General features: G+C 58.3%; 16 protein-coding genes. 6 read left to right on the top strand and 10 right to left on the bottom strand.

Annotated features, from left to right (window positions below; translation table 11 throughout):
• Positions 1-26: 26 nt before the first annotated feature.
• Positions 27-1163, bottom strand: a complete 1137-nt coding sequence (locus tag P3T18_RS03565) for an FAS1-like dehydratase domain-containing protein (protein ID WP_429298525.1) — start codon at positions 1161-1163, stop codon at positions 27-29.
• A gap of 18 nt (positions 1164-1181) precedes the next feature.
• Positions 1182-2738: an acyl-CoA synthetase gene (locus P3T18_RS03560; RefSeq protein ID WP_429298524.1), complete on the bottom strand. Its 1557-nt coding sequence runs from the start codon at positions 2736-2738 to the stop codon at positions 1182-1184.
• Positions 2739-2850: 112 nt separating this feature from the next.
• On the opposite strand from P3T18_RS03560, the gene P3T18_RS03555 reads away from it, so the two are divergent.
• The gene (locus P3T18_RS03555) at positions 2851-3657 is read left to right on the top strand and encodes an IclR family transcriptional regulator (protein WP_429298523.1); all 807 of its coding nucleotides are present in this window, start codon (positions 2851-2853) and stop codon (positions 3655-3657) included.
• 2 nt (positions 3658-3659) lie between these two features.
• Positions 3660-4085 (top strand): PaaI family thioesterase, encoded by a 426-nt coding sequence (locus tag P3T18_RS03550; protein ID WP_429298522.1) that lies wholly within the window; start codon positions 3660-3662, stop codon positions 4083-4085.
• A gap of 99 nt (positions 4086-4184) precedes the next feature.
• Here P3T18_RS03550 and P3T18_RS03545 read toward each other — a convergent pair whose 3' ends face one another.
• Positions 4185-5186 (bottom strand): hypothetical protein, encoded by a 1002-nt coding sequence (locus P3T18_RS03545; protein ID WP_429298521.1) that lies wholly within the window; start codon positions 5184-5186, stop codon positions 4185-4187.
• Positions 5187-5300: 114 nt separating this feature from the next.
• On the opposite strand from P3T18_RS03545, the gene P3T18_RS03540 reads away from it, so the two are divergent.
• On the top strand, positions 5301-5801 hold the full coding sequence (locus P3T18_RS03540; protein WP_429298520.1) for a MarR family winged helix-turn-helix transcriptional regulator: 501 nt from the start codon (positions 5301-5303) through the stop codon (positions 5799-5801).
• 750 nt (positions 5802-6551) lie between these two features.
• Here P3T18_RS03540 and P3T18_RS03535 read toward each other — a convergent pair.
• The 4 genes from P3T18_RS03535 to P3T18_RS03520 form a co-directional block, all read right to left on the bottom strand.
• Entirely contained in the window at positions 6552-7493 is a 942-nt protein-coding gene (locus P3T18_RS03535; protein WP_429298519.1) for a DNA-3-methyladenine glycosylase family protein, read from the bottom strand.
• A 140-nt stretch (positions 7494-7633) separates the two neighbouring features.
• Positions 7634-7963 carry a RidA family protein gene (locus P3T18_RS03530; RefSeq protein ID WP_429299032.1) on the bottom strand — a complete coding sequence of 110 codons (330 nt, stop codon included), beginning with the start codon at positions 7961-7963 and terminating at the stop codon, positions 7634-7636.
• A 329-nt stretch (positions 7964-8292) separates the two neighbouring features.
• The gene (locus P3T18_RS03525; protein ID WP_429298518.1) at positions 8293-9093 is read right to left on the bottom strand and encodes a class I SAM-dependent methyltransferase; all 801 of its coding nucleotides are present in this window, start codon (positions 9091-9093) and stop codon (positions 8293-8295) included.
• A 110-nt stretch (positions 9094-9203) separates the two neighbouring features.
• Positions 9204-10136 carry an Imm72 family immunity protein gene (locus tag P3T18_RS03520; RefSeq protein ID WP_429298517.1) on the bottom strand — a complete coding sequence of 311 codons (933 nt, stop codon included), beginning with the start codon at positions 10134-10136 and terminating at the stop codon, positions 9204-9206.
• 420 nt (positions 10137-10556) lie between these two features.
• Between P3T18_RS03520 and P3T18_RS03515 the strand changes: the two genes are divergently transcribed.
• Positions 10557-11909 carry an MFS transporter gene (locus P3T18_RS03515; RefSeq protein ID WP_429298516.1) on the top strand — a complete coding sequence of 451 codons (1353 nt, stop codon included), beginning with the start codon at positions 10557-10559 and terminating at the stop codon, positions 11907-11909.
• Positions 11910-11936: 27 nt separating this feature from the next.
• Positions 11937-12545 (top strand): carboxymuconolactone decarboxylase family protein, encoded by a 609-nt coding sequence (locus P3T18_RS03510; RefSeq protein ID WP_429298515.1) that lies wholly within the window; start codon positions 11937-11939, stop codon positions 12543-12545.
• 35 nt (positions 12546-12580) lie between these two features.
• On the opposite strand, the gene P3T18_RS03505 is transcribed toward P3T18_RS03510, so the two are convergent.
• Positions 12581-13951 (bottom strand): LLM class flavin-dependent oxidoreductase, encoded by a 1371-nt coding sequence (locus P3T18_RS03505; protein WP_429298514.1) that lies wholly within the window; start codon positions 13949-13951, stop codon positions 12581-12583.
• A gap of 398 nt (positions 13952-14349) precedes the next feature.
• Here P3T18_RS03505 and P3T18_RS03500 point away from each other — a divergent pair, with 398 nt between their 5' ends.
• The gene (locus tag P3T18_RS03500; protein ID WP_429298513.1) at positions 14350-16029 is read left to right on the top strand and encodes an ABC-F family ATP-binding cassette domain-containing protein; all 1680 of its coding nucleotides are present in this window, start codon (positions 14350-14352) and stop codon (positions 16027-16029) included.
• Positions 16030-16135: 106 nt separating this feature from the next.
• Here the strand turns inward: P3T18_RS03500 and P3T18_RS03495 are convergent, their stop codons facing one another.
• Positions 16136-17239: a succinylglutamate desuccinylase/aspartoacylase family protein gene (locus P3T18_RS03495; protein ID WP_429298512.1), complete on the bottom strand. Its 1104-nt coding sequence runs from the start codon at positions 17237-17239 to the stop codon at positions 16136-16138.
• 31 nt (positions 17240-17270) lie between these two features.
• The gene (locus tag P3T18_RS03490) at positions 17271-18563 is read right to left on the bottom strand and encodes an MFS transporter (protein WP_429298511.1); all 1293 of its coding nucleotides are present in this window, start codon (positions 18561-18563) and stop codon (positions 17271-17273) included.
• Between the last annotated feature and the right edge of the window lie 395 nt (positions 18564-18958).

Here is an 18958-nt window from a genome sequence, read left to right as displayed (position 1 = left end):
GTTATGCTCGGCCCTTTCTTCCTTGTTTAGCCGCGGCTAGGCAATTCGACCACGCCGCTTCCGAGTACCGACAGTTCATCGTCCTGATTGCGCGCTTCCTGCTCGATCTCGACCAAATGCCGGCCCGCCTCGATGAATTTGCGCTTGACCTTGCCTTTGATGAACAGCATGTCACCCGCAGGATTATGGCGGCGAATCTTGCAGGTCGCACGACGCAGGAAGCCATCGTCGCCCATCCAGTTTGTCAGGTGATGAGTGAGCCACGAACAGCGCTCCGGACCGTAATCGTAAGCACCCGGCGCACCCACGCGAAGCGCGAACTCCTCTTCCCAGTGCACGCGCTCCGGGCAGTCCGGAATACCGAAGCGATTCTTGATGCCCACACCGGGATGCGCGTCGATCAGCTGCCACGCTAGTTTGTTGGCGCGGATATAGAGCCCGCCCCATCCTTGCGCGTAGGCAATGAAACCGGTAACCGTCATCGGCCCTTTGAACATGACCGGCAATTCTTCGCCTTCCGTGACATCTTCCCAATAGCGGGTCTCGGCCCCTCGCACTTTTTCGTTGCGATAGAGATCGTAGGCCGCGGCGAGCTCTTCTTCCGTGTAAATGCGCGGCGGCTTCGACTTCACATCGCGATATTTCGTGCCCTGCTCACGCGCATGGTCGCGTTCGGTGCGGAAACACCAGCTATCCGCGTCGGCCACGAGGTCGCCATCCTGGTTATAGAAATCGACATGATAGATCTGCTGGATTGCACGACCCGCAAAACGCGTCTCGTGCTCGATCAGGTCTTTCAGCTTTGCCTGCGTGGTGATCACGTCGTTGCGCTCGACCTGTTTGTGCCAATTCCAGTCGGCACCGGACCACATGGCGTGGACGCCAGGCAGACCGCCCACATAACCGGAGACGATGCGGCTCGTGGTGAACAGGAAGCTCGGCAGCGCGACGATCCCCTTATGGCGTGTCTGCGCCGCGTAGTCCGGATTGCACCACAGCGGGTTGTCGTCGCCAATACCGTGAGCATAGTGGCGGATATTGTCGCGCGTTGCTTCATAACACCACGGTTCGGCGGTCGCCCCCACGTCCACGCCGATTCGCTTGCTCAACTCTTCCAGACCTTTTTCGGTGATCTTGGGGAACATTGCCTGATCTTCTGCCATTCACTCTCTCCTCACGGTTTAACTTGAAACTGCCGTCGTGACGCGTTCCCGGTCACGCAACGCTTTTCGATTGACCTTGCCAGCCGGATTCTTCGGCAACTCGGCCACGTATTCGACTACTCTGGGGTACTCATGCTGACTCAGACGCATTCGTACGGAATCCTGAATTTCTTTTGTAAAATTTTCATCACCAATTCTCTCAGCCACCACGAAGGCTTTGACGACCTGGCCGCGTAACGGATCGGCCACACCGATCGCCGCCGTTTCGCGGACGTCTGGATGCTTCAGCACGGCGTCTTCTATTTCCACTGCGCTGATCGTCCAACCAGCGGAAATGATCACGTCGTCCGCTCGACCACGATGGTAAAAATAACCGTCCTCGTCGACCCGACCGAGATCTTTGGTCGGCAACCATTTGCCGCCTCGCCAGACTGTCAACTCTCCCGTGACGTCGGGGGCACACTGCCGCCCTTCCACGTCGTGCACTTCTACCCGAACACCCGGCACGGCTTTACCGAGCGAACCCGGTTTGACCGGGAAATCGTCCGCGCCCGGATAGCTGACCAGAATCACGCCTATCTCGGTCGTGCCGTACATGCTGCACACCGTACAGTTAAAAGTTTTCTGCACGAACTCCATCGTTTCGCTATCGATGGGCTCGCCGGTAAAAGACAGCTTGTCGATCGCATAGCGGTATTGCTCGGCCACACCGGAATTGCGCATCATTCTGTAATGCGTGGCGGCGGCCGACATATTCACGAAGCGATGATCCTGCAACGCCTTCAACAGGCGTTCCGCAGAGAATTTGCCCGCATATGCGCCGATAGTCGCACCCAACGCGAGCGGCGCCAGCGTGCCGTGCCAGAGACCGTGTCCCCACGCCGGCGACGACGGGCAGAAAAAGCGTTCGCCCGGACGCACACCGGTGCCATAAAGCGCCGCGCGCAGCACCATGACGAGTGCGCGATGCGTGTGCCGTACCGCATCGGGCAATTCGCGAGTCGTCCCGGACGTGTACTGGAAAATCGCCAGATCATCACTGTGCGTGGCGGTGGCGTAGTGAGTGGGATAAGCCGCCAGACCTTGCAACCAGTCGCCGTTGGCGACAACCGTATTCATCCCGATCGTTGCCGCGATCGGCGCCTTTTCTTCGTTCGTAATCAGCAGACGTGGTTTGCAGTCCTGAACACGAAGCCGAAGCCCATCGGGTCCGAACAGCGTAAAGAGCGGCACGGCAATCGCACCCAGTTTCAATACGCCGAACAGCGAAGCATAGAAAGCAAGCGACGGTTCGAGCATGATGCCGACACGATCGCCCGTTCGTACGCCTTGGGCGTGCAGATAATGTGCGACCTGTGCGGAGGTTTCTGAAAGCTCGCGAAAACTGAGCACTTCGTCGTGCCCTTCTGCGTGCGCGATGATGACCGCGCTGCGGTCTTCATCGGCATATCGGTCGACACACTCGTGGGCGATGTTCAGAAGCGGAGCCTCGCCGTCGACGAGGTCCCATAGCTTCTGCGCGCTAAAGTGCTGCTGGGCGTCGGCATAGGACGTGTATGCCGTTAGTCTGGTCATCTGATGTGTCTCCGCTGTTTTTACTGAATCATCTTGTTGGATTCACTTTAGGCGCGGCTTGATCTTTTGTCAAATAGCATGTACGTTTGTCTATATACAAAAAGGAGGAAAAATGACGACAGGTGGCAACGAGCATCAGAAAGAGAAAAAGGCAGCCGGACCGCGCGTGCGCCCAGTCCCGGCCGTCACACGGTCCATCGCGATCCTGCGTTTGCTCGGCAATAGCGCGGGGCCGCTCGGCGTCAAGGCGATCGCCGACGAACTGGAACTCGTGCCGAGCACGTGTCTGCATATCCTTCGCGTACTCGTAGAAGAAGAACTGGTCAAAGTCGATCCCTCCACCAAGCGCTATTCGGTAGGTGCGGGCATGTTGTCGCTCGCACGGAGCGCTCTGAGAAGCGGCGGATTCGGCGACCTGGCGCAACCGTTCCTCGATGATCTGGCGTCGCGATACGGCGTCACCACGATGGGCGTCGAAGCGAGCGGCCTGAAGCATATGGTCGTGAAAGCGCTCTCGGCATCGGAAATGCCGCTTAGCCTGCGTGTCGAACTCGGCAGCCGCTTTCCCGCGCTCATCAGCGCAACGGGACGCTGCGTGGCCGCTTACGGCGACTACACGCGCGAAGAACTGCAAAGCGGATTCGAGACGCTGCGTTGGCAGAATCCGCCCACTTTCGATACGTGGATGAAAGAAGTCGACACCACCCGGAAACAGGGCTATGCCGTCGATCGCGGCAATTACATTGCAGGCGTCACGGTAATTGGCGTACCTGTGCTGGACTCGCGGCAACGGATGGTATTCGGCCTCGCAGCGGTCGGTCTCATGAGTCAACTCACTGCTGCGGACACGAACGCGCTCGCCAGCGACCTCGGCAAAGCAGCGGCCGAACTTGCCGCGACTGTGATTTCGGTGCGCTGATCATGACGTCACCGCATATCAGCGAGCAACTTGCGCACGACGGTTGGCGTCAGCATACGCCGAGGGGTTTCACCGGTCTCGTGGGGCCGCTATGGAGCCGCACGCATGACGACATGCTCTCGTTTGGCGTGTTGATGGGCGAACAGCATCTGAACCCCGCCGGCGTCGTTCACGGGGGCATGTTGACCACCTTGCTCGATCAGGTACTCAGCACGGCTGCGTGGCAGGTCAACGGGCGACTGCCGTGCGTGACGATCCAGTTCGACTCACAATTTCTCTCTGCGGTGAAAGCCGGGGATTTCGTTGAAGCCCGTGCCGAGATCATCAAGACAACCCGGGAATTGGTCTTTACTCGGGGGGAGTTGCTTGTTTTGAACAGTCGGGTGGCGACGGGTAGTGCGGTGTTGAAGGTGCTGCGTCCGGGGTAGATAACGCATTAATGTCGTGACGAAGCCGCCGCGCGGTCGCCAGGCCATATAGGCATCTATCGCGACATAAAAGAGCAATCGCCAACCGTAACGAAGCCCTTACGTATCCATCAAATAAGGCACAAACACCTCATCCGCAACAAACTGCCGCGACGTAATTCCCTGCTCGTAGTGATAGCGCAAGATCGCATCGACCGCCGGACGATTCTTCGCTACACCATACGGCCACCAGTCTTGTCCGAGCACATCGCGATTCTCCTGCAAAAGATTTGTCGCCCAAGGCAACATGAGCGACATATTGTTGAACGTCATGCCTCGAAGCAATCCTTGCATCGTCGAATCTTTCGCCTCGCAGAGCGCCGCGTAAAGTGCCTTCACAAGGTCGGGCCGAGTCTCGGCAAGTTCTCGCCTTACCGCGACCGTATGCATGATTGGGAATACGCCGGTGCGCGCGTAATAATCACGCTCAACACTCACAAAATCCTTGAACAGTCGGCTGACGTTAGGCGAGCCATCGAGCACGCACTTCGGCACGTCCGCTGAAATCAGCGCGTCGAGTTCGCCCTTCTCGAGCATCTTGCCGAGGTCGGCATCGGCGGCCGCCCATTCGACCTGCACGTGGTCCGGGTGAGGTTGTGGCACATACCTGACCGGCTCCATCGGAAAGTCGATGGCGCCGATGAGCCATCGTGCAGTTTCGGGCCTGAATCCGAATTCATCCGACAGTATGCCTTTGGGCATCACACCCGCGTCGTGCCCGTAAAGCGCAAGCTCGCCTATCCTCTTGCCCGCAAGATCTTCGGGGCGCTCGATGCCACTGGCGTTGTTGATATAAATTGCCGAATGACGAAATGCGCGATTCAGAAATACAGGAATACCGACGAATTCAGGGTCTGGCTTGTCAAGGACACGAAGAAGATACGTCATGCCAAGTTCGGACACGTCATACTTTCGGTCGGCAATCATGCCCTTGAAAATCTCGGTGACGATCCGCTCGGTGTGGAAGGACGCGTCGACGCCGTCAATGTCGATGGCTCCGCTGACGAGGGGCTGAACGCGGTCGTAGTTCCAGAATGCGATGCTGAGAGGTGTTCGATTCATCGTGATCTCCTGAAAATTATCTAGGTTAGGCACGAATAGTTAATGCATTTACAATAGTACTCATCTACCATCGATGCAAGGCTCATTTTTCCTCTTGCAGGAGCGCGTCTTCACATGACAGTCAAACACACCAGGATTCGCAAAACCTTCGAGAGCGTTTCGCTAGGTGCGCCCGAACGGGCGATTGGATTCGTTCTCTGGAAGATGTTCCATCTCTATCAACGCGAAGTAGATAGAGTGTTGTCGCCGCTCGACCTTACCCATCTGCAATTCACGACACTCACGCTCACCGCGTGGCTGGGTCAGGACGGCGACACCGTCACCTTGACGAGTCTGGTCCGACATAGCGATATTCACAAAGTGCAGTTGTCCCAGATGCTCAAATCGCTCGAGCAAAAAGGAATGGTCATCAGGACGACAAGCGAAGCCGATGTGCGCGCAAAAAACATCGCGCTAACCGAAGCCGGTTTGCAAAGCATGCGTCAGTCGCTGCCGGTCGTCGTCGAGGTGCAGAGGCGTCTGTTTGGGGAGACCGGTATGCCTGGAGGGAGCTTGCTGAAAAGCTTTCATTCCGTGCTTCGCCAAATGGAGGACGAAAGCGTCAGCGAGGCTTAGCGCTGGCGCATTGATCAATACATCTTCAGGTTGCTGAAAGCAACGAAGCAAGCTTGTCGAGTGTCACCGAAAGTACGAAATTCGTGTCCTGATAGAGCTTTAGCTAGTTCCGCTTCTGAAATCTGACGTCGGTCACCGGATCACGTCTGAAGATTGCCGCCGCCATCCAGACGGTAACCTTTACTTCTGAAAACGCTTCCAGTTGCGTCCGCTCGCGGGGCACATGCCACGCATTGATTGCCAACTCATCGATTTGCTCTGGCGCGCACCGCAACGCATCGCGTGTCATCGAAAGGTAATCTAGTGCCGCGACAATCGCGGCACTGAGAGAACCAAGGGGCGATGTCCCCTAAAAATTCGAAAATGCAAATTTTGCAACATGCGATGGCGACAAAAACTAGCGTCCATAGAGGGCATAGGCTTTGTGCTAGTGCGCAGCCCGCGCCTGCTGGCTTGCACTCCTCCGACCTCATTATCGAAGTGCCAGGCCGACCGCCGCAGGCGTTCACGTCACTGGATTTTTTCTACGACCACGAGCAGGCAATCGACTACGCGACTGCCTGGGGACGGATCTGGGTTGATTCGCGGGTGTAGATTGCACATGGTCTGCATGGCATACGTTATTCGCTGACGCCTTGATTTATGCCAAACGCATAATCATTGACTTCAAGAATATCGCAACCCGACAAGTACCGGTTTTGCGGCTATAACAACGCTCGTCATATCGAGAGTTGCTGGACGCGAAAGTCTTTAGTAGCTCGATGTCGTATTCAAGCTCGCCCAGAGATGCGCGGCCGCCATCGTGCGATGCGGGCTGTACTGCTTGAGAAATTCCTCTGTCGCGGCGATATCCGGCCGTGTTTCATGCCCCCACAGTTTCGCAATCGCAGACCTGACTGCAACATCTCCGTGCAGCGAACAATCTGCGTGTCCGTAGCCGCGCAACATCGCGTAGTTCACGGTCCATGGTCCAATGCCTTTTACCTTGAGCAGCGTTTGGCAAATGGCTTCCACCGAATTTCCCGGCCCAGCGACGAGATTCAACTCGCCGGTAGCGACGAGGGACGCCAGACGCAATATCGTTTCGGCTTTGGAGCGCGAATACTGTCTGGACGTCAGTTCGTCCACGGGAATTTGCGCGGCGTCCGCAGGAAACGGATAGCACCATAGGCCGCTGCTATGCTGCCGGCCCGCCAGGCGGACAAACGTGCGTCTGAGCGACACGGCGAACGCGACGTTGATCTGCTGTCCCATGATCGCCCACGTCAGCGCCTCAAAAATCGACGCTGACTGGATAATGCGGAGGCTTTTCTGTCGCCGGGTAAGCGGGCCAAATACGGGGTCGGCCGCGACGAAAGTGGCGAAATCCTTGGGATTCAGGCGTAAGCCAACGAGACCGGCGGTGATATCCATGGCCTCCTGTTGCAATTCGCTGGAGAATTCTCCGTCCGCCACGACCTGGCACAAGACCTGATTCTTCGACGCTTCGAAATCGATATCGAATACCGTCGGTAAGCCGCTCAGCAGAATGCCTTTGCGCAAGCGGGATTCGGTCACTATCTCGGACACTGCGTCCTTGTCCCGGCCATGAAAATTCAAAGCGTCGACTGGCTTATATCCCCGCGGTAGGGCCACGGTAAATTCAAATGTTGAAGCCGCCTGCATTTTAGGCGACTTTTTCGAAGTAGGCATGCTGGTCGTGTTCAGTACGTGCGCAGTGACGCCGTGAAGTATGGGTCCCGCATCACTGCAAAAAGTAAAACGCCACGCCTGTCTCGCGACAACGCGTGGCACCTTCGTATTCCAATTAACCGCTTACGGGCGCTATCCGTTCAAACAGCTTTCGAAGCCACGATCTCGACTTCGACTAGCATACCCGGTTTGATGAGGGCCGGATTGACCGCTAGCATGAACACCGGCTTGTGCGCATTCAGGATACGAGCGCGTACTTTGGCATACGCCGGAATATCCTCTTCCTTAAGCATATGCGGAGTCACCTTGACGATGTCATTGACGGACATTTTTGCCTTCCCGAGCATCTGCTGCAAATTCGCCCACGTTTGCTCTGACTGGCCAACGATATCTGTGGCGAGGCTGCCGTCGCTGGCAAGCCCGGGAGTGCCTGACGTAAATAGCCTGCGCTGGTTAGGCCCTACTTCGATCGCGTCGCCATAAAGGGAGATCTGTTCCGATACGCCTACCTAGTGTGTGATATTAACCGTTGCTCCTGTCTAATTCTGTCCGGTCTTTTTAAGCCCCATTTTGGCGAACAGCGCTTGCACGCCGGCCGCAGTAGTTTTGCTCGCGCCTTCAGACTGGCCTACGGGGTGGACCCTTCCGGTTATAGGGACTCAAGTCAGACGCCTCAAGCACATAACGAAAAAAGGCCGGCATCTTTCCGGCCTGTCCTCATTCCGCCAGGTAGCTGTGCTCCGAGGCACGATCAGATAGCATTCAATCAATGCCATTGACGTTCAAACTTGCCTCGCTCTCACGCCTTATCAACCTCGACAAAATGCGCGAGCATCCTGCTTTGCACAGTTGATACGCCGAATTTTTCGCGTACCGCTTGTTCCGCTTTGCGCAACGCGGCCTCCATTTGCCCTGCTCCGCGCGCCTCAATTTCGTTGCGAAGCGGCGTCCCCTTGCAATAGGCAGCGGCGGCATGACTTGCAGACGGCGCTTCGCTTGTAGATGCGACTGCATCGAATCGCGGCTCTCCAGTGAAACCGCCGCCTTTGAGGTCGCTCCGGATTGCAGCGTAATCGTGATAGCCGTGTGGAATTGATTCCAAGAATTCCAGCGGCCATTCAGGAAACAGTTCACCGACGGCGTTATTCACCGTGGCAACGAGATCGTTGTCTTTGGTTCCCGCCCACACGCTGAATATGAACCGACCACCGCGCCTAAGCACTCGATTTATCTCCGCATACGCCTTCGCCTTTTCGGAGAAAAACATAACGCCGAACTGGCAGACAATCACGTCGAAGGATTCGTCTTTAAACGGAAGACTGTGCGCATCAGCAGCCTGCCAATGAACTCGCGGCGCACTGTGTTTCCGCGCGACGTTCATCATCGATTGACTGATGTCTGTTGCGACTAGTGCCGCTTCCGGCGCGAGTTGAGCGCTGAGCAAGGCCGTCACTACTCCTGTTCCCGCGGCTATTTCGAGAACTGATTCCGGAGAGGCGGCGATCGCTCTCGACGTCATTTCTTGCGCATACGGCCTGAACACCATGGGGACCATATGTTCCTCGTAGAACTTCGCCAGGGCATCTCCGAACTGAGCCATGCCTCTCTCCTTTGTCATTGCTTACAGCACGCGTTTCAGAAATTCCAGCGGCACGGCCACGTTGGCTTCAAACGCTTCGCCAAAATAACTGCTGAGATGGTCCGGCTTGATCACGGCGAACTCGAAAAGTACGTTGCCTCTTCAACAGGGATGCTGCCGTTCAGGTAACGTTTGTCTTCCCAAAGCAAGCGCCAGCGCACCGCCTGCTCGTCATTCGTCCCTTCCAGCAGGTATGTGTGGGCGATGCTACCTTTGAGGAAGTAATTCGGGCAGCCAACCTTTCCGACCAGCAACCACGGCTCCCAGATACCTTCAATAGGGATCTCTTGACCACTCTGCACCTCACCTTCCTTAGATTCATTTTTCGGCGGACAGGAAGGAATGTCAGCGGGATAGCTGCGACCGGGAGGCCAATTCGGCCACCCTGGTTTAGGAGATTCCTGGAATAGCGATTCGTACGTCCAATGTCGGAAAATACGTCCACCGCCATTTTCATTCGCTCCAGAGAGCCTGTATGAAAAATCGAAATTCCCCGTGCATTTGAGCACCTCCAGGCTCAGATGAGTAATCACGGTTCCAAGGACATAGTCTTCAGCAATAATGGGCCTATCGAATCTGACGACACGTGCACCGAGCCGCTGAAAAAAAGGATCATGCTCGATCATCCGCTCACTCGCTGCTCGTCCGAATAGGTAGTCGGAAAACTCTCCGCCCCCAACGAGTTCACGGTAGGCACCAAGCTTGTCTCGCCCCTGTCGCAACAAATTAAGACCATCTTCCATCTGGGCAGCACGCTTGAGGAAGTTGTGGACGTACCAAGTCTCTAAATCCCTTTGATTCGGACTCGGCGTATTCAACTGCGTGCCATAGGCCGTGAGGAAATCTTGATACAACTTGACGGTATAGTCCAGGAAGGTGAGGCTAGTCCACTTTTTGAGCAGGTAAAACGCTTTAGCCCTTGCATCCTGCTCTTGCTCGCGGCTCATGGTTAAGGTATTCAGCATGTCAATTTTAATTTTTTCTCGCGTAAGTAACAGCTTCACCGAAACGTCCAATTAGAAAACGTGACTGCTGATCTACAGACCTTGGCGCCTGACCTATCTAATCGGTCGAGCGTAAAGCGCAATCCATCATAGTCTGAATAAAGTGTCATGGTTTCGCTATAACGCCCGAACGTGAAGAGTAAATCCTCCATTCATGCCTGCAGAAGCTCCCTTGTCGTCAGCGATCGTATTTACGAGCTTTTAACCTCATGTTTCGAAGGGCCTTATTGTCAATCATTGTATGGCGAACTTCGCCCAATATATTGCGCGTCGCTCGCCCGATCTTCTTCCCCAAAAGGGCGCCCTCACCCTCTTATCACGTTAACGCAATAGCAAAGCATTCGATATCGTTAGCCATTCCGAATAACCAGTGTAAAACAGACGTTCGCTAAACTTGCCTGCATTCGGGTTATTGTCTTCATGTCGAACGTCCAGCCTGTCACCTCCCCCGCGCACTCCAATTCGAAACGCGTCGGCTTCGCTGCCTTCATCGGCACGACCGTCGAGTGGTATGACTTCTATATCTACAGTACGGCTTCCGCACTTATCTTCAGTCACACGTTTTTTCCGCCGTCGACTAATCCGTTGACCGGCATCCTCGGCGCGTTCGCTGCATATGGCGTCGGCTTTTTCGCGCGGCCACTTGGCGCTGTCTTTGCGGGACACTTCGGCGATCGTCTCGGACGCAAGCAGGTGCTGGTGTTCTCGCTCGTGCTGATGGGTATCGCCACCGTGTTGACGGGATTGCTGCCCAGTTACGCGAAAGCGGGCCTGCTCGCCACTGCGCTACTCGTGCTGCTGCGGCTCCTTCAGGGCGTGGCCACGGGCGCGGAATGGGGCGGCGCTTCGCTGCTTGCCGTCGAGCATGCACGGCCACGCTCACGTGGCCTGCTTGGATCGTTCACACAGGCCGGCTCCGCAGCCGGCATGTTGCTCGCGTCGGCGACGTTTCTGATCGTGCGCTCATCGCTGACACCCGACGCATTTTCCGCATGGGGCTGGCGCTTGCCGTTCCTGTTCAGCGTCGTGCTGGTTGCGATCGGCGTGTTCGTGCGAGCACGTATCGACGAGCCGGCACCGTTCGTCGCCGTCAAAGCCGAAGGCCGTGTACACCGCGTGCCCGTGGCCGAAGTGCTGCGTCATCATCGACGCGCGCTCTTCGTCACGATCGGCCTGCGCCTCCTTCAACCCGCGATGTATGCCATCGTGACGACCTACGCGATCAGCTATCTCAACATGAAACGCGGCGGTGCATCGGCTGCGCTGAGCGCGGTGATCATCGGTTCGATCTTCGCCGTTATCGCGACACCGCTCTGGGCCGCGTTGTCTGATCGCATCGGCCGACGTCGCCCCGCAATCTGGGCGGTCGTTGGAATCAGCTTGCTGGTTTGGCCGTTCTTCTGGTTCCTCGATCACGGCAACCTGTACTATCTCCCGCTCGTGTATGCGATCGAACTGGCGATCTTCGATGCCGCTATTTACGCGCCCGGCGCAGCATGGTTTGCCGAACAATTCCCAGTCGAGGTGCGTTACACCGGTATCTCGCTGGGCTATCAGATCGGCACGCTGCTGTCGGGCGGACTGACGCCGTTTGTCGCGGCCGCTTTACTCGCGGCAGGAAACGGCGCGCCGTGGCTGATCTGCGCGTATATCTCGGCACTCGGACTGGTCAGCCTGATCGCCGTGCTCGCTGCGGCCGACCCCGCACGGCGGAACGCATCTCCTGCAGTCTCCGGTGTCACGGAGCAGGTGAGCGTTGCAGGCTCGCGCTGATCGACAACAGTACAGATAGAGAAACCGATGACTCAAAATTCTACGCATACAGACGAAGCGCGCCTGCTTGGCGCCCTCGAACGCAAACACGCAGGCCCGAAGGCCTTTCGCGCCTTGTCCGCGCCCGTGTGGCGCAGCGGACACTTGTCAGAGAAAGACAAACATCTGGTGGCCGTCGCTGTTGCGCAGGTGACGCGTTGCGCGTTCTGCATCGAGCATCATGCGGAGCTGGCGCGCAAATGCGGTGCGTCCGAGCAGGAGGCATTCGCCGTCAGCTATATCACGGCCGCGCTGGAATCGCTCGGCAGCACAGTACTTTCCGCCGGTAACGAGGGCTTCACGTTCGACGACGAAGCACATCTGGCCGGTAAGGCGATCGCGTCGGCAAGGGCTGATTTTCTGCGATCCGTGTTGAACACCGACGACCTCAAACCCGGCTTCGTGTCCGTCGTTGCGGCGGCGGTCGCCTATGCGCAAGGGAACGAAGGACGCCGCGAGTTCTTCCATCAACGTGCACTCGACGCGGACGAACCTGGCGAAGCGCTGGACGAAGCCTACGCGATCGTCGTGGTTTTACGTGCCGGCGCTGTATATGCACACACGCTTCACGTCGCAAGCGCATTCACGGACGCCTGATTGAACGATATGCGTTGCGCGAGCGCGGTGAACACTCAGCGAGTTGAACGCCGATAGCTCGCGCCGATATGCGGCGCGCTCAGATAACGGTCAGCGCCGAGCAGCTTTTCCCTGAGCGTGCCGTCGACGTACGCGGTTTTGTACGCGCCTCGGCGCTGCAACTCAGGCACGAGATAACGCACGATGTCGCGGAACGTGCGCGGCGATTCCACCCACGTCAGGTTGAATCCGTCGATGCCCGTTTCCTCGACAATCGCCTGCAGTTCGTCGGCGACCTCTGATGCGTCGCCCACGACCACCGCACCGCGTCCGCCGATCGCGACAAACTCGACGGCATCGCGTACCGTCCAGACTTTGTCGGGGTCGAGCTTGCTGAACGAGGCGAGCGCCGACTGGCCGGCGTCTGTGTCGACGTAGGTGAGCGTGTCGTCCGGTTGATAGCGCGACAGATCGATCCCCGTCCAACCCGACAGCAGTGCCAGCGCGCCCTCGTAACTCGCGCGCGCACGATAGTCGGCGTAGCGGGCCTGCGCCTGGTCAGCTGTTTCGTCGACGATCACGGTCAGCATGGCGAACAGCTTCGCGCTATCCGGCGCGCGCCCCGCATCGGCCAGCGCGGCCCGTGCGCTTTGCGCAGCTTTCCGTAGGCCATTACGCGTCGGTGCACCGAGAAAAATACATTCGGCGTGTCGGGCTGCGAAGCGTGTGCCGCGCTCGGAGCCGCCAGCCTGAAACAACAGCGGCGTGCGTTGGGGCGAAGGTTCACACTGGAAAATGCCGTCCATCTCGAAGTAGCGGCCGCGATGGGTGATGGAGTGAACGCGGTCAGGATCGGCGTAGAGGCCGCTTTCGCGATCGCGCAATACGGCGCCCTCTTCCCAACTGCCTTCCCACAATTTGTAGCAGACGTCGAGAAACTCATCGGCGCGATCGTAACGATCGTCATGCGCCCGCAACGCTGTATCGCCGAGACTGCGTGCGCCGCTCTGCAAATACGACGTGACGATATTCCATGCGACGCGCCCACCGCTGAGATGATCGAGCGTGTTGAAGCGGCGTGCCAGCAGATACGGCGCTTCGTATGCGACCGATACCGTCACACCGAAACCCAGATGCTTCGTTGCATGCGCCATCAGCGGGACGAGGACGGCGGGGTCGTTCATCGGCACCTGGGCGGCCGTGCGCAATGCCGCTTGCGCGTTTCCGGCGAATACGTCGTAGATGCCGATCACGTCGCCGAGAAACAGGCTGTCGAACAATCCTTCTTCGAGCAGCTTTGCCAGTTCGACCCAGTATCTGGTGTCAACGTAACCGACCGATTGATCTTGCGCCGCAGTCCATTGCCCCGGTGCGAGGTGTACGGCGCAATTCATCATGAAAGCGTTGAAGCGGATTTGGCGGGGCATGGCAGAAATCGAACTTAAAGACGGACATCTTATGTGCCCGCCTCGCCATGGCAAATTGCCATTTGGAAATTGGATATGACTGGCGAAGGATAGCGAAGCACGCTTTAGCCGAACGTGCGACACTGCACGGGAACACGCATTTGCCTCGCCTGCCGCAAAGCTGCCGTCGATGATTGGAAAGGCTGAACCGGGAAGCGCTCAGCCATTCCGGCGCTTTCGCGCCAGAAGCCGACACTCCCTGTCTCTTCTGCGCGCTCGCAGCCGACCGCCCCGTGCATCCAATTTTGCGGCCGGAATCCGCGTCAACCGAAGGCCGTTCTTTACGCGTTGGGCCCGGAAAAAGGGCTGCCCGCGGGTCCGGTCGGCTATCATGCCTATCCTCTCCGAAGTAGCTCCTTATGATTTCCGTCCGTAATGTCACCCTGCGCCGCGGCGTCAATGTCGTACTCGACCGCGCGTCCGTCACCTTCACTCCTGGCGAAAAAATCGGCCTCGTTGGCCGGAATGGCGCCGGCAAGTCGTCGTTTTTCGGCCTTCTCAACGGCACGCTGCACGAAGACAGCGGCGAATTCTCGATTCCCGCAGCGTGGAGGATGGGTCAGGTCGCGCAGGACATGCCGGAGACCGAGCAGAGCGCGACCGACTTCGTTATCGAAGGCGACACGGCATTGCTCGCCGCGCAGGAAGAAGTGGCCGCCGCTGAGGCCGACGACGACGGCATGCGCATGGCGCACGCCTACATGGCCCTGCACGATGCTGGTGCACACGATGCGCCCGCACGCGCCCAGGCCTTGATTCTGGGCCTCGGCTTCAGTGCTGCGCAGCTGAGCCATCCGGTCAACAGCTTCTCCGGCGGCTGGCGTATGCGGCTGCAACTGGCGCGCGCGCTCATGTGCCCGTCCGATTTGCTGCTGCTCGACGAACCGACCAATCACCTGGACCTCGATGCGCTGGTCTGGCTGGAAGCGTGGCTCAAGCGCTATCAGGGAACGCTGGTCGTGATCAGCCACGATCGCGAATTTCTCGACGCGGTGACCCAGGTGACGGTGCACGTCGATAACGCCAAGCTCGTGCGTTACGGCGGCAACTACAGCAAATTCGAAGAGATGCGCGCCGAGCAACTCGTCTTGCAGCAAGCGGCAGTCGCCCGGCAAGCGGACAAGATCGCTCACCTGCAGAAATTCATCGACCGTTTCAAGGCCAAAGCCTCGAAGGCAAAGCAGGCGCAAAGCCGGGTCAAGGCCCTCGAACGCATGGAGAAGATCGCTCCCGTGCTCGCCGACGCCGAGTTCACCTTCGAGTTCAAGGAGCCGCTCAACGTCCCGAACCCGCTGTTGTCGATGCTCGACGCGAGCTTCGGCTATCCGGCGCCGACCGACGCGCCGCCGGGCACGCCGCCGACGGTGATCGTGCGCGGCATTAATCGTTCGGTACTGGCAGGGCAGCGCATCGGCATTCTCGGCGCCAACGGTCAGGGCAAGTCCACGCTGGTGAAAACGGTGGCGCACGAGCTGGCGCCGATCGCCGGCGAAATCAGCGAAGGCAAGGGCCTGAACATCGGCTACTTCGCCCAGCAGGAACTCGACGTGCTGCGCCCGCTCGACACGCCGCTGGAACACATGATCCGCCTCGCGAAAGACACGCCGGCGCAGATGCGGGCGCCGGGCCAGAGCGGGACCGAACAATCGCTTCGCACCTTCCTCGGCACCTTCAGCTTCAGTGGCGACATGGTCCACCAGGCGGTCGGCACGATGAGCGGTGGCGAAAAAGCGCGGCTGGTGTTGTGCATGATCGTGTGGCAGCGCCCCAACCTGCTGCTGCTCGACGAGCCGACCAACCACCTCGACCTCGCCACACGCGAAGCGCTCGGTATGGCACTCAACGAATTCGAAGGCACGGTGCTGCTGGTCAGTCACGACCGGTCGCTGCTGCGCACGGTCTGCGACGAGTTCTGGCTCGTTACCAAGGGCGGCGTCGAGCCTTTCGACGGCGACCTGGACGACTACCAGCAGTTCCTGCGCGACGAAGCCCGTCGCGTGCGCGAGCAGGCTGCCGGGGAACAGAAGGCTGTCGTGTAAAGCGACTTGTCGCCGGATGCTGCCGTGGTGCGCCTTCGTCGATATCACAGCGGCCGTTCATGAGTTTCGCTCTTGAACGGCCGCTGTATTCCTGCCCATTCACACTCTAAAATTCATTCGCCGCGATCTTGATGACGATATCGTTCGGACGCACCAGACGATTGGACACGGCAGCGTAGAGCCTGCCGGGCCGCACCGCACGTATCTGCGTGCGAGCCGACGCGGGATCGTCCGCGGCAGGGTCGACGATCTCTGCAATGACGTCGCCCGCCTTCACGTCCGTCCCTAACGGAAACGGATAAACGATCACGCCGCCCACCGGCGTGCGCATCATCGAAATCGCTTCGTGAGGGGTCTTCTCGCCCGCCCACTTTGCATTCGTGTCGAACTCCCCTTCCACCACGCCGATTCGCGCGAGATGACGGAAGATCGCTTGCGCATCGCCACGCGCGAGTTCGTCCGACACATCCGCCGTGCCGCGCATTTCGATCGTGACGCTGACGTTGCCTTGCGGAACAGGAAAACGATCGCCGAATTGCTTTGCCAGGTCATGCCATGGTTTGCTGCATGTACCGTCGAACAATACCGGTGTGTCCGTCACATGAACGAGGCCGGGATTGATCTCGGCAACGAACGGATCGAGCATCGTCTCGCACCAGGGCGCCACGACCATTCCCGCAATAGCAACCAGTTCGGAATGCGAGTCGACGACGAAATCCGCGTCGATCGCGAGTTTGAGCAGCGTGGTCTGAAGCGACTGCACTTCGTTAGCGGGCTTCAGTGCATCGAGCGTCTCTTTCAAGGCCGCTCGAATCACCGCTTTATTCGCTTCGACATCGGCGCCGAGTTTGCCTTCGACGCGTGAGGCTACGCCCGCGCTCAGACTGGGCCAGCCGCGGTTGTAGTTTCCGCCGCCGTCGAGTGCCTCACGACCAATCTGATTCCCCAGCACGTTATCCGACAAACCGATCGGATTCGCAAACGGCACGATCACCAGTTCGCCTTTGAACTTGCCGGCACGCTCGGCAGCGAGCGCGAGGTCCAGCAGATGGTGGCCGATCAGCAGTCCGGGCGTTTCGTTGGCGTGTAACGCTGCCTGAAAATAGGCTTTCGGACGCGCACCGGGTTTGCCGATCCGGTGCACCTTCACCGTACGCTGTGTGCCGGGACTGGAAGAAAGAATGGGTACAGATTCGATCGTATGTGCCACAGAAACTCCTATTACAGATGACTCGCGAGCCTTACTTCGCTTCGCCTGAAACTTTGGGTTGAAACAGCGGTTTGGAAGCAGGCCGCGTTTCATCGCCCATCCCGGCAAAGCGGGGATAGCCACCCAGCAGAAGCAGCACGCCCGCGCCAGCGACGACCACGACCGCATTGATCAGCAATACTGCGTCATAACCGTTGAGCATGGTCAGCAGTTTGCTGAACGAAAACGGTCCCAACCCCGCACCGACCGCAAAACCAATGAACACGCCGCCGTAGATTGCACTGTACGCACGCATGCCGAAGTAACGCGACACCAGATACGCAAGCGCATCGTATTCGACACCCGACGACGTACCCACGACCAGCACGAGCAGAGACGCCACCCAGAAGCTCGTCACACCGTGCGCGAGCAATACGAACGACAAGGCGCAAGGCAACAGCATGCAGAAAACGACAACCGGCGCCCACATACGATCGAGGAACCAGCCCGTCAGCAGACGGCCAATGACGATACCGATGCCGTACCACGATGCAATGCTCACTGCGTCGCTCATGCTGAATCCCGAGCGCGTCCAGAAGCGTTCGAGATTCGGCGCGATGCCGGCGAGTGCGAGTGAGAGCAGGAAGAAACTCGCGGTCAGCAACCAGAATGCCGGCGTCTTCAATGCCTGTTTGAAGGCCAAACCGGGAATCGTGGCCGACGCGTCGGCGGTCGCAACGGTGGCGTTGGCGGCATCGACTTTCGGTTCACGGAAGAAGATGAAAGCGACGGGCAGCGTGATCACCAGCAGGAACGCGCCGAGACACACGTACGCGAGCCGCCAGCCGAACAGCGCCATCATGTGAAAGGTGTAGAGCTTGATCAGTGCGCCGAAAATGCCGGTGCCGACCAGACAGATGCCGAGCGCAATGCCGCGATGCTTCTTGAAATGCACGACGACGCTCTTGGTCCACGTGACAGGCAACGTACCCGCGCCTAGCAGCGTGATCACCGCGTAGGTGAGGTAGAACATCGCGATCGAGCCATTGGTGAAGGCCAGCAGCATCCAGCCAATTGCAAGGCCGAACACGGACGCCAGCACGATCTTGCGCGGCCCGACCCGATCAGCGAGCGTGCCGATGTAGGGCCCCACGAGGCTCGAACCGAAGAACAGGATCATGAACGTGAGCATGACCTGTGAATCGGCCCAACCGAAAGTCTTCGTCAGCGACGGCAGGAAGACGCCCGCGCTGTACGACGCCATCGTCGTCAGGCTGGTGCCGATGCCGATCGTTGCAGCGAGAATGATGCCCCAACCCGTTTTGAATTCGTTTGTACCCGACACGACAATCCCCTTTCCAGTTGCGAGCCTGACGACGCCGGATCGTTCCGGCTTGCCTTGATTCTGCTTCGCCAAAAATATTTGATCAAATAATTATGTGATCGAGACTGATTTTTTGTGGGCAAAATTGAGCTGTCAAGCAAATTACAGCGATGCGCGAAAAAGGCCTTGTTCGACGTGTTGTATAGCGCTCATTCCGCGGATTGGCCATCCTGACCATCCGCAGTCGCGCCATAACACCGGCCGTACCGCTCGCGTCAAACGGGCAATTCAAACTAATTGATCAAACGTAGCCCACCGGCACGCGTGGGTTCGCCGGTTGTCGAAGGTCGCGCATCGTGTGGAGACTGCTTCCGCATCGCACTCTCCACACTATGCGCGTAGCACGCAGGCAACCA

The sequence above is a fragment of the Paraburkholderia sp. GAS199 genome, assembly GCF_050436585.1.
Taxonomy (GTDB): Bacteria; Pseudomonadota; Gammaproteobacteria; order Burkholderiales; family Burkholderiaceae; genus Paraburkholderia.
The sequence above is the reverse complement of the archived record's forward strand: the minus strand, read 5'-3'. Positions and strand labels throughout refer to the sequence as shown.

Coding starts and splice junctions, on each gene's coding strand:
- P3T18_RS03565 (WP_429298525.1), bottom strand. CDS start 1,163: ATGGCAGAAGATCAGGCAATGTTCCCCAAGATCACCGAAAAAGGTCTG.
- P3T18_RS03560 (WP_429298524.1), bottom strand. CDS start 2,738: ATGACCAGACTAACGGCATACACGTCCTATGCCGACGCCCAGCAGCAC.
- P3T18_RS03555 (WP_429298523.1), top strand. CDS start 2,851: ATGACGACAGGTGGCAACGAGCATCAGAAAGAGAAAAAGGCAGCCGGA.
- P3T18_RS03550 (WP_429298522.1), top strand. CDS start 3,660: ATGACGTCACCGCATATCAGCGAGCAACTTGCGCACGACGGTTGGCGT.
- P3T18_RS03545 (WP_429298521.1), bottom strand. CDS start 5,186: ATGAATCGAACACCTCTCAGCATCGCATTCTGGAACTACGACCGCGTT.
- P3T18_RS03540 (WP_429298520.1), top strand. CDS start 5,301: ATGACAGTCAAACACACCAGGATTCGCAAAACCTTCGAGAGCGTTTCG.
- P3T18_RS03535 (WP_429298519.1), bottom strand. CDS start 7,493: ATGCCTACTTCGAAAAAGTCGCCTAAAATGCAGGCGGCTTCAACATTT.
- P3T18_RS03525 (WP_429298518.1), bottom strand. CDS start 9,093: ATGGCTCAGTTCGGAGATGCCCTGGCGAAGTTCTACGAGGAACATATG.
- P3T18_RS03515 (WP_429298516.1), top strand. CDS start 10,557: ATGTCGAACGTCCAGCCTGTCACCTCCCCCGCGCACTCCAATTCGAAA.
- P3T18_RS03510 (WP_429298515.1), top strand. CDS start 11,937: ATGACTCAAAATTCTACGCATACAGACGAAGCGCGCCTGCTTGGCGCC.
- P3T18_RS03505 (WP_429298514.1), bottom strand. CDS start 13,951: ATGCCCCGCCAAATCCGCTTCAACGCTTTCATGATGAATTGCGCCGTA.
- P3T18_RS03500 (WP_429298513.1), top strand. CDS start 14,350: ATGATTTCCGTCCGTAATGTCACCCTGCGCCGCGGCGTCAATGTCGTA.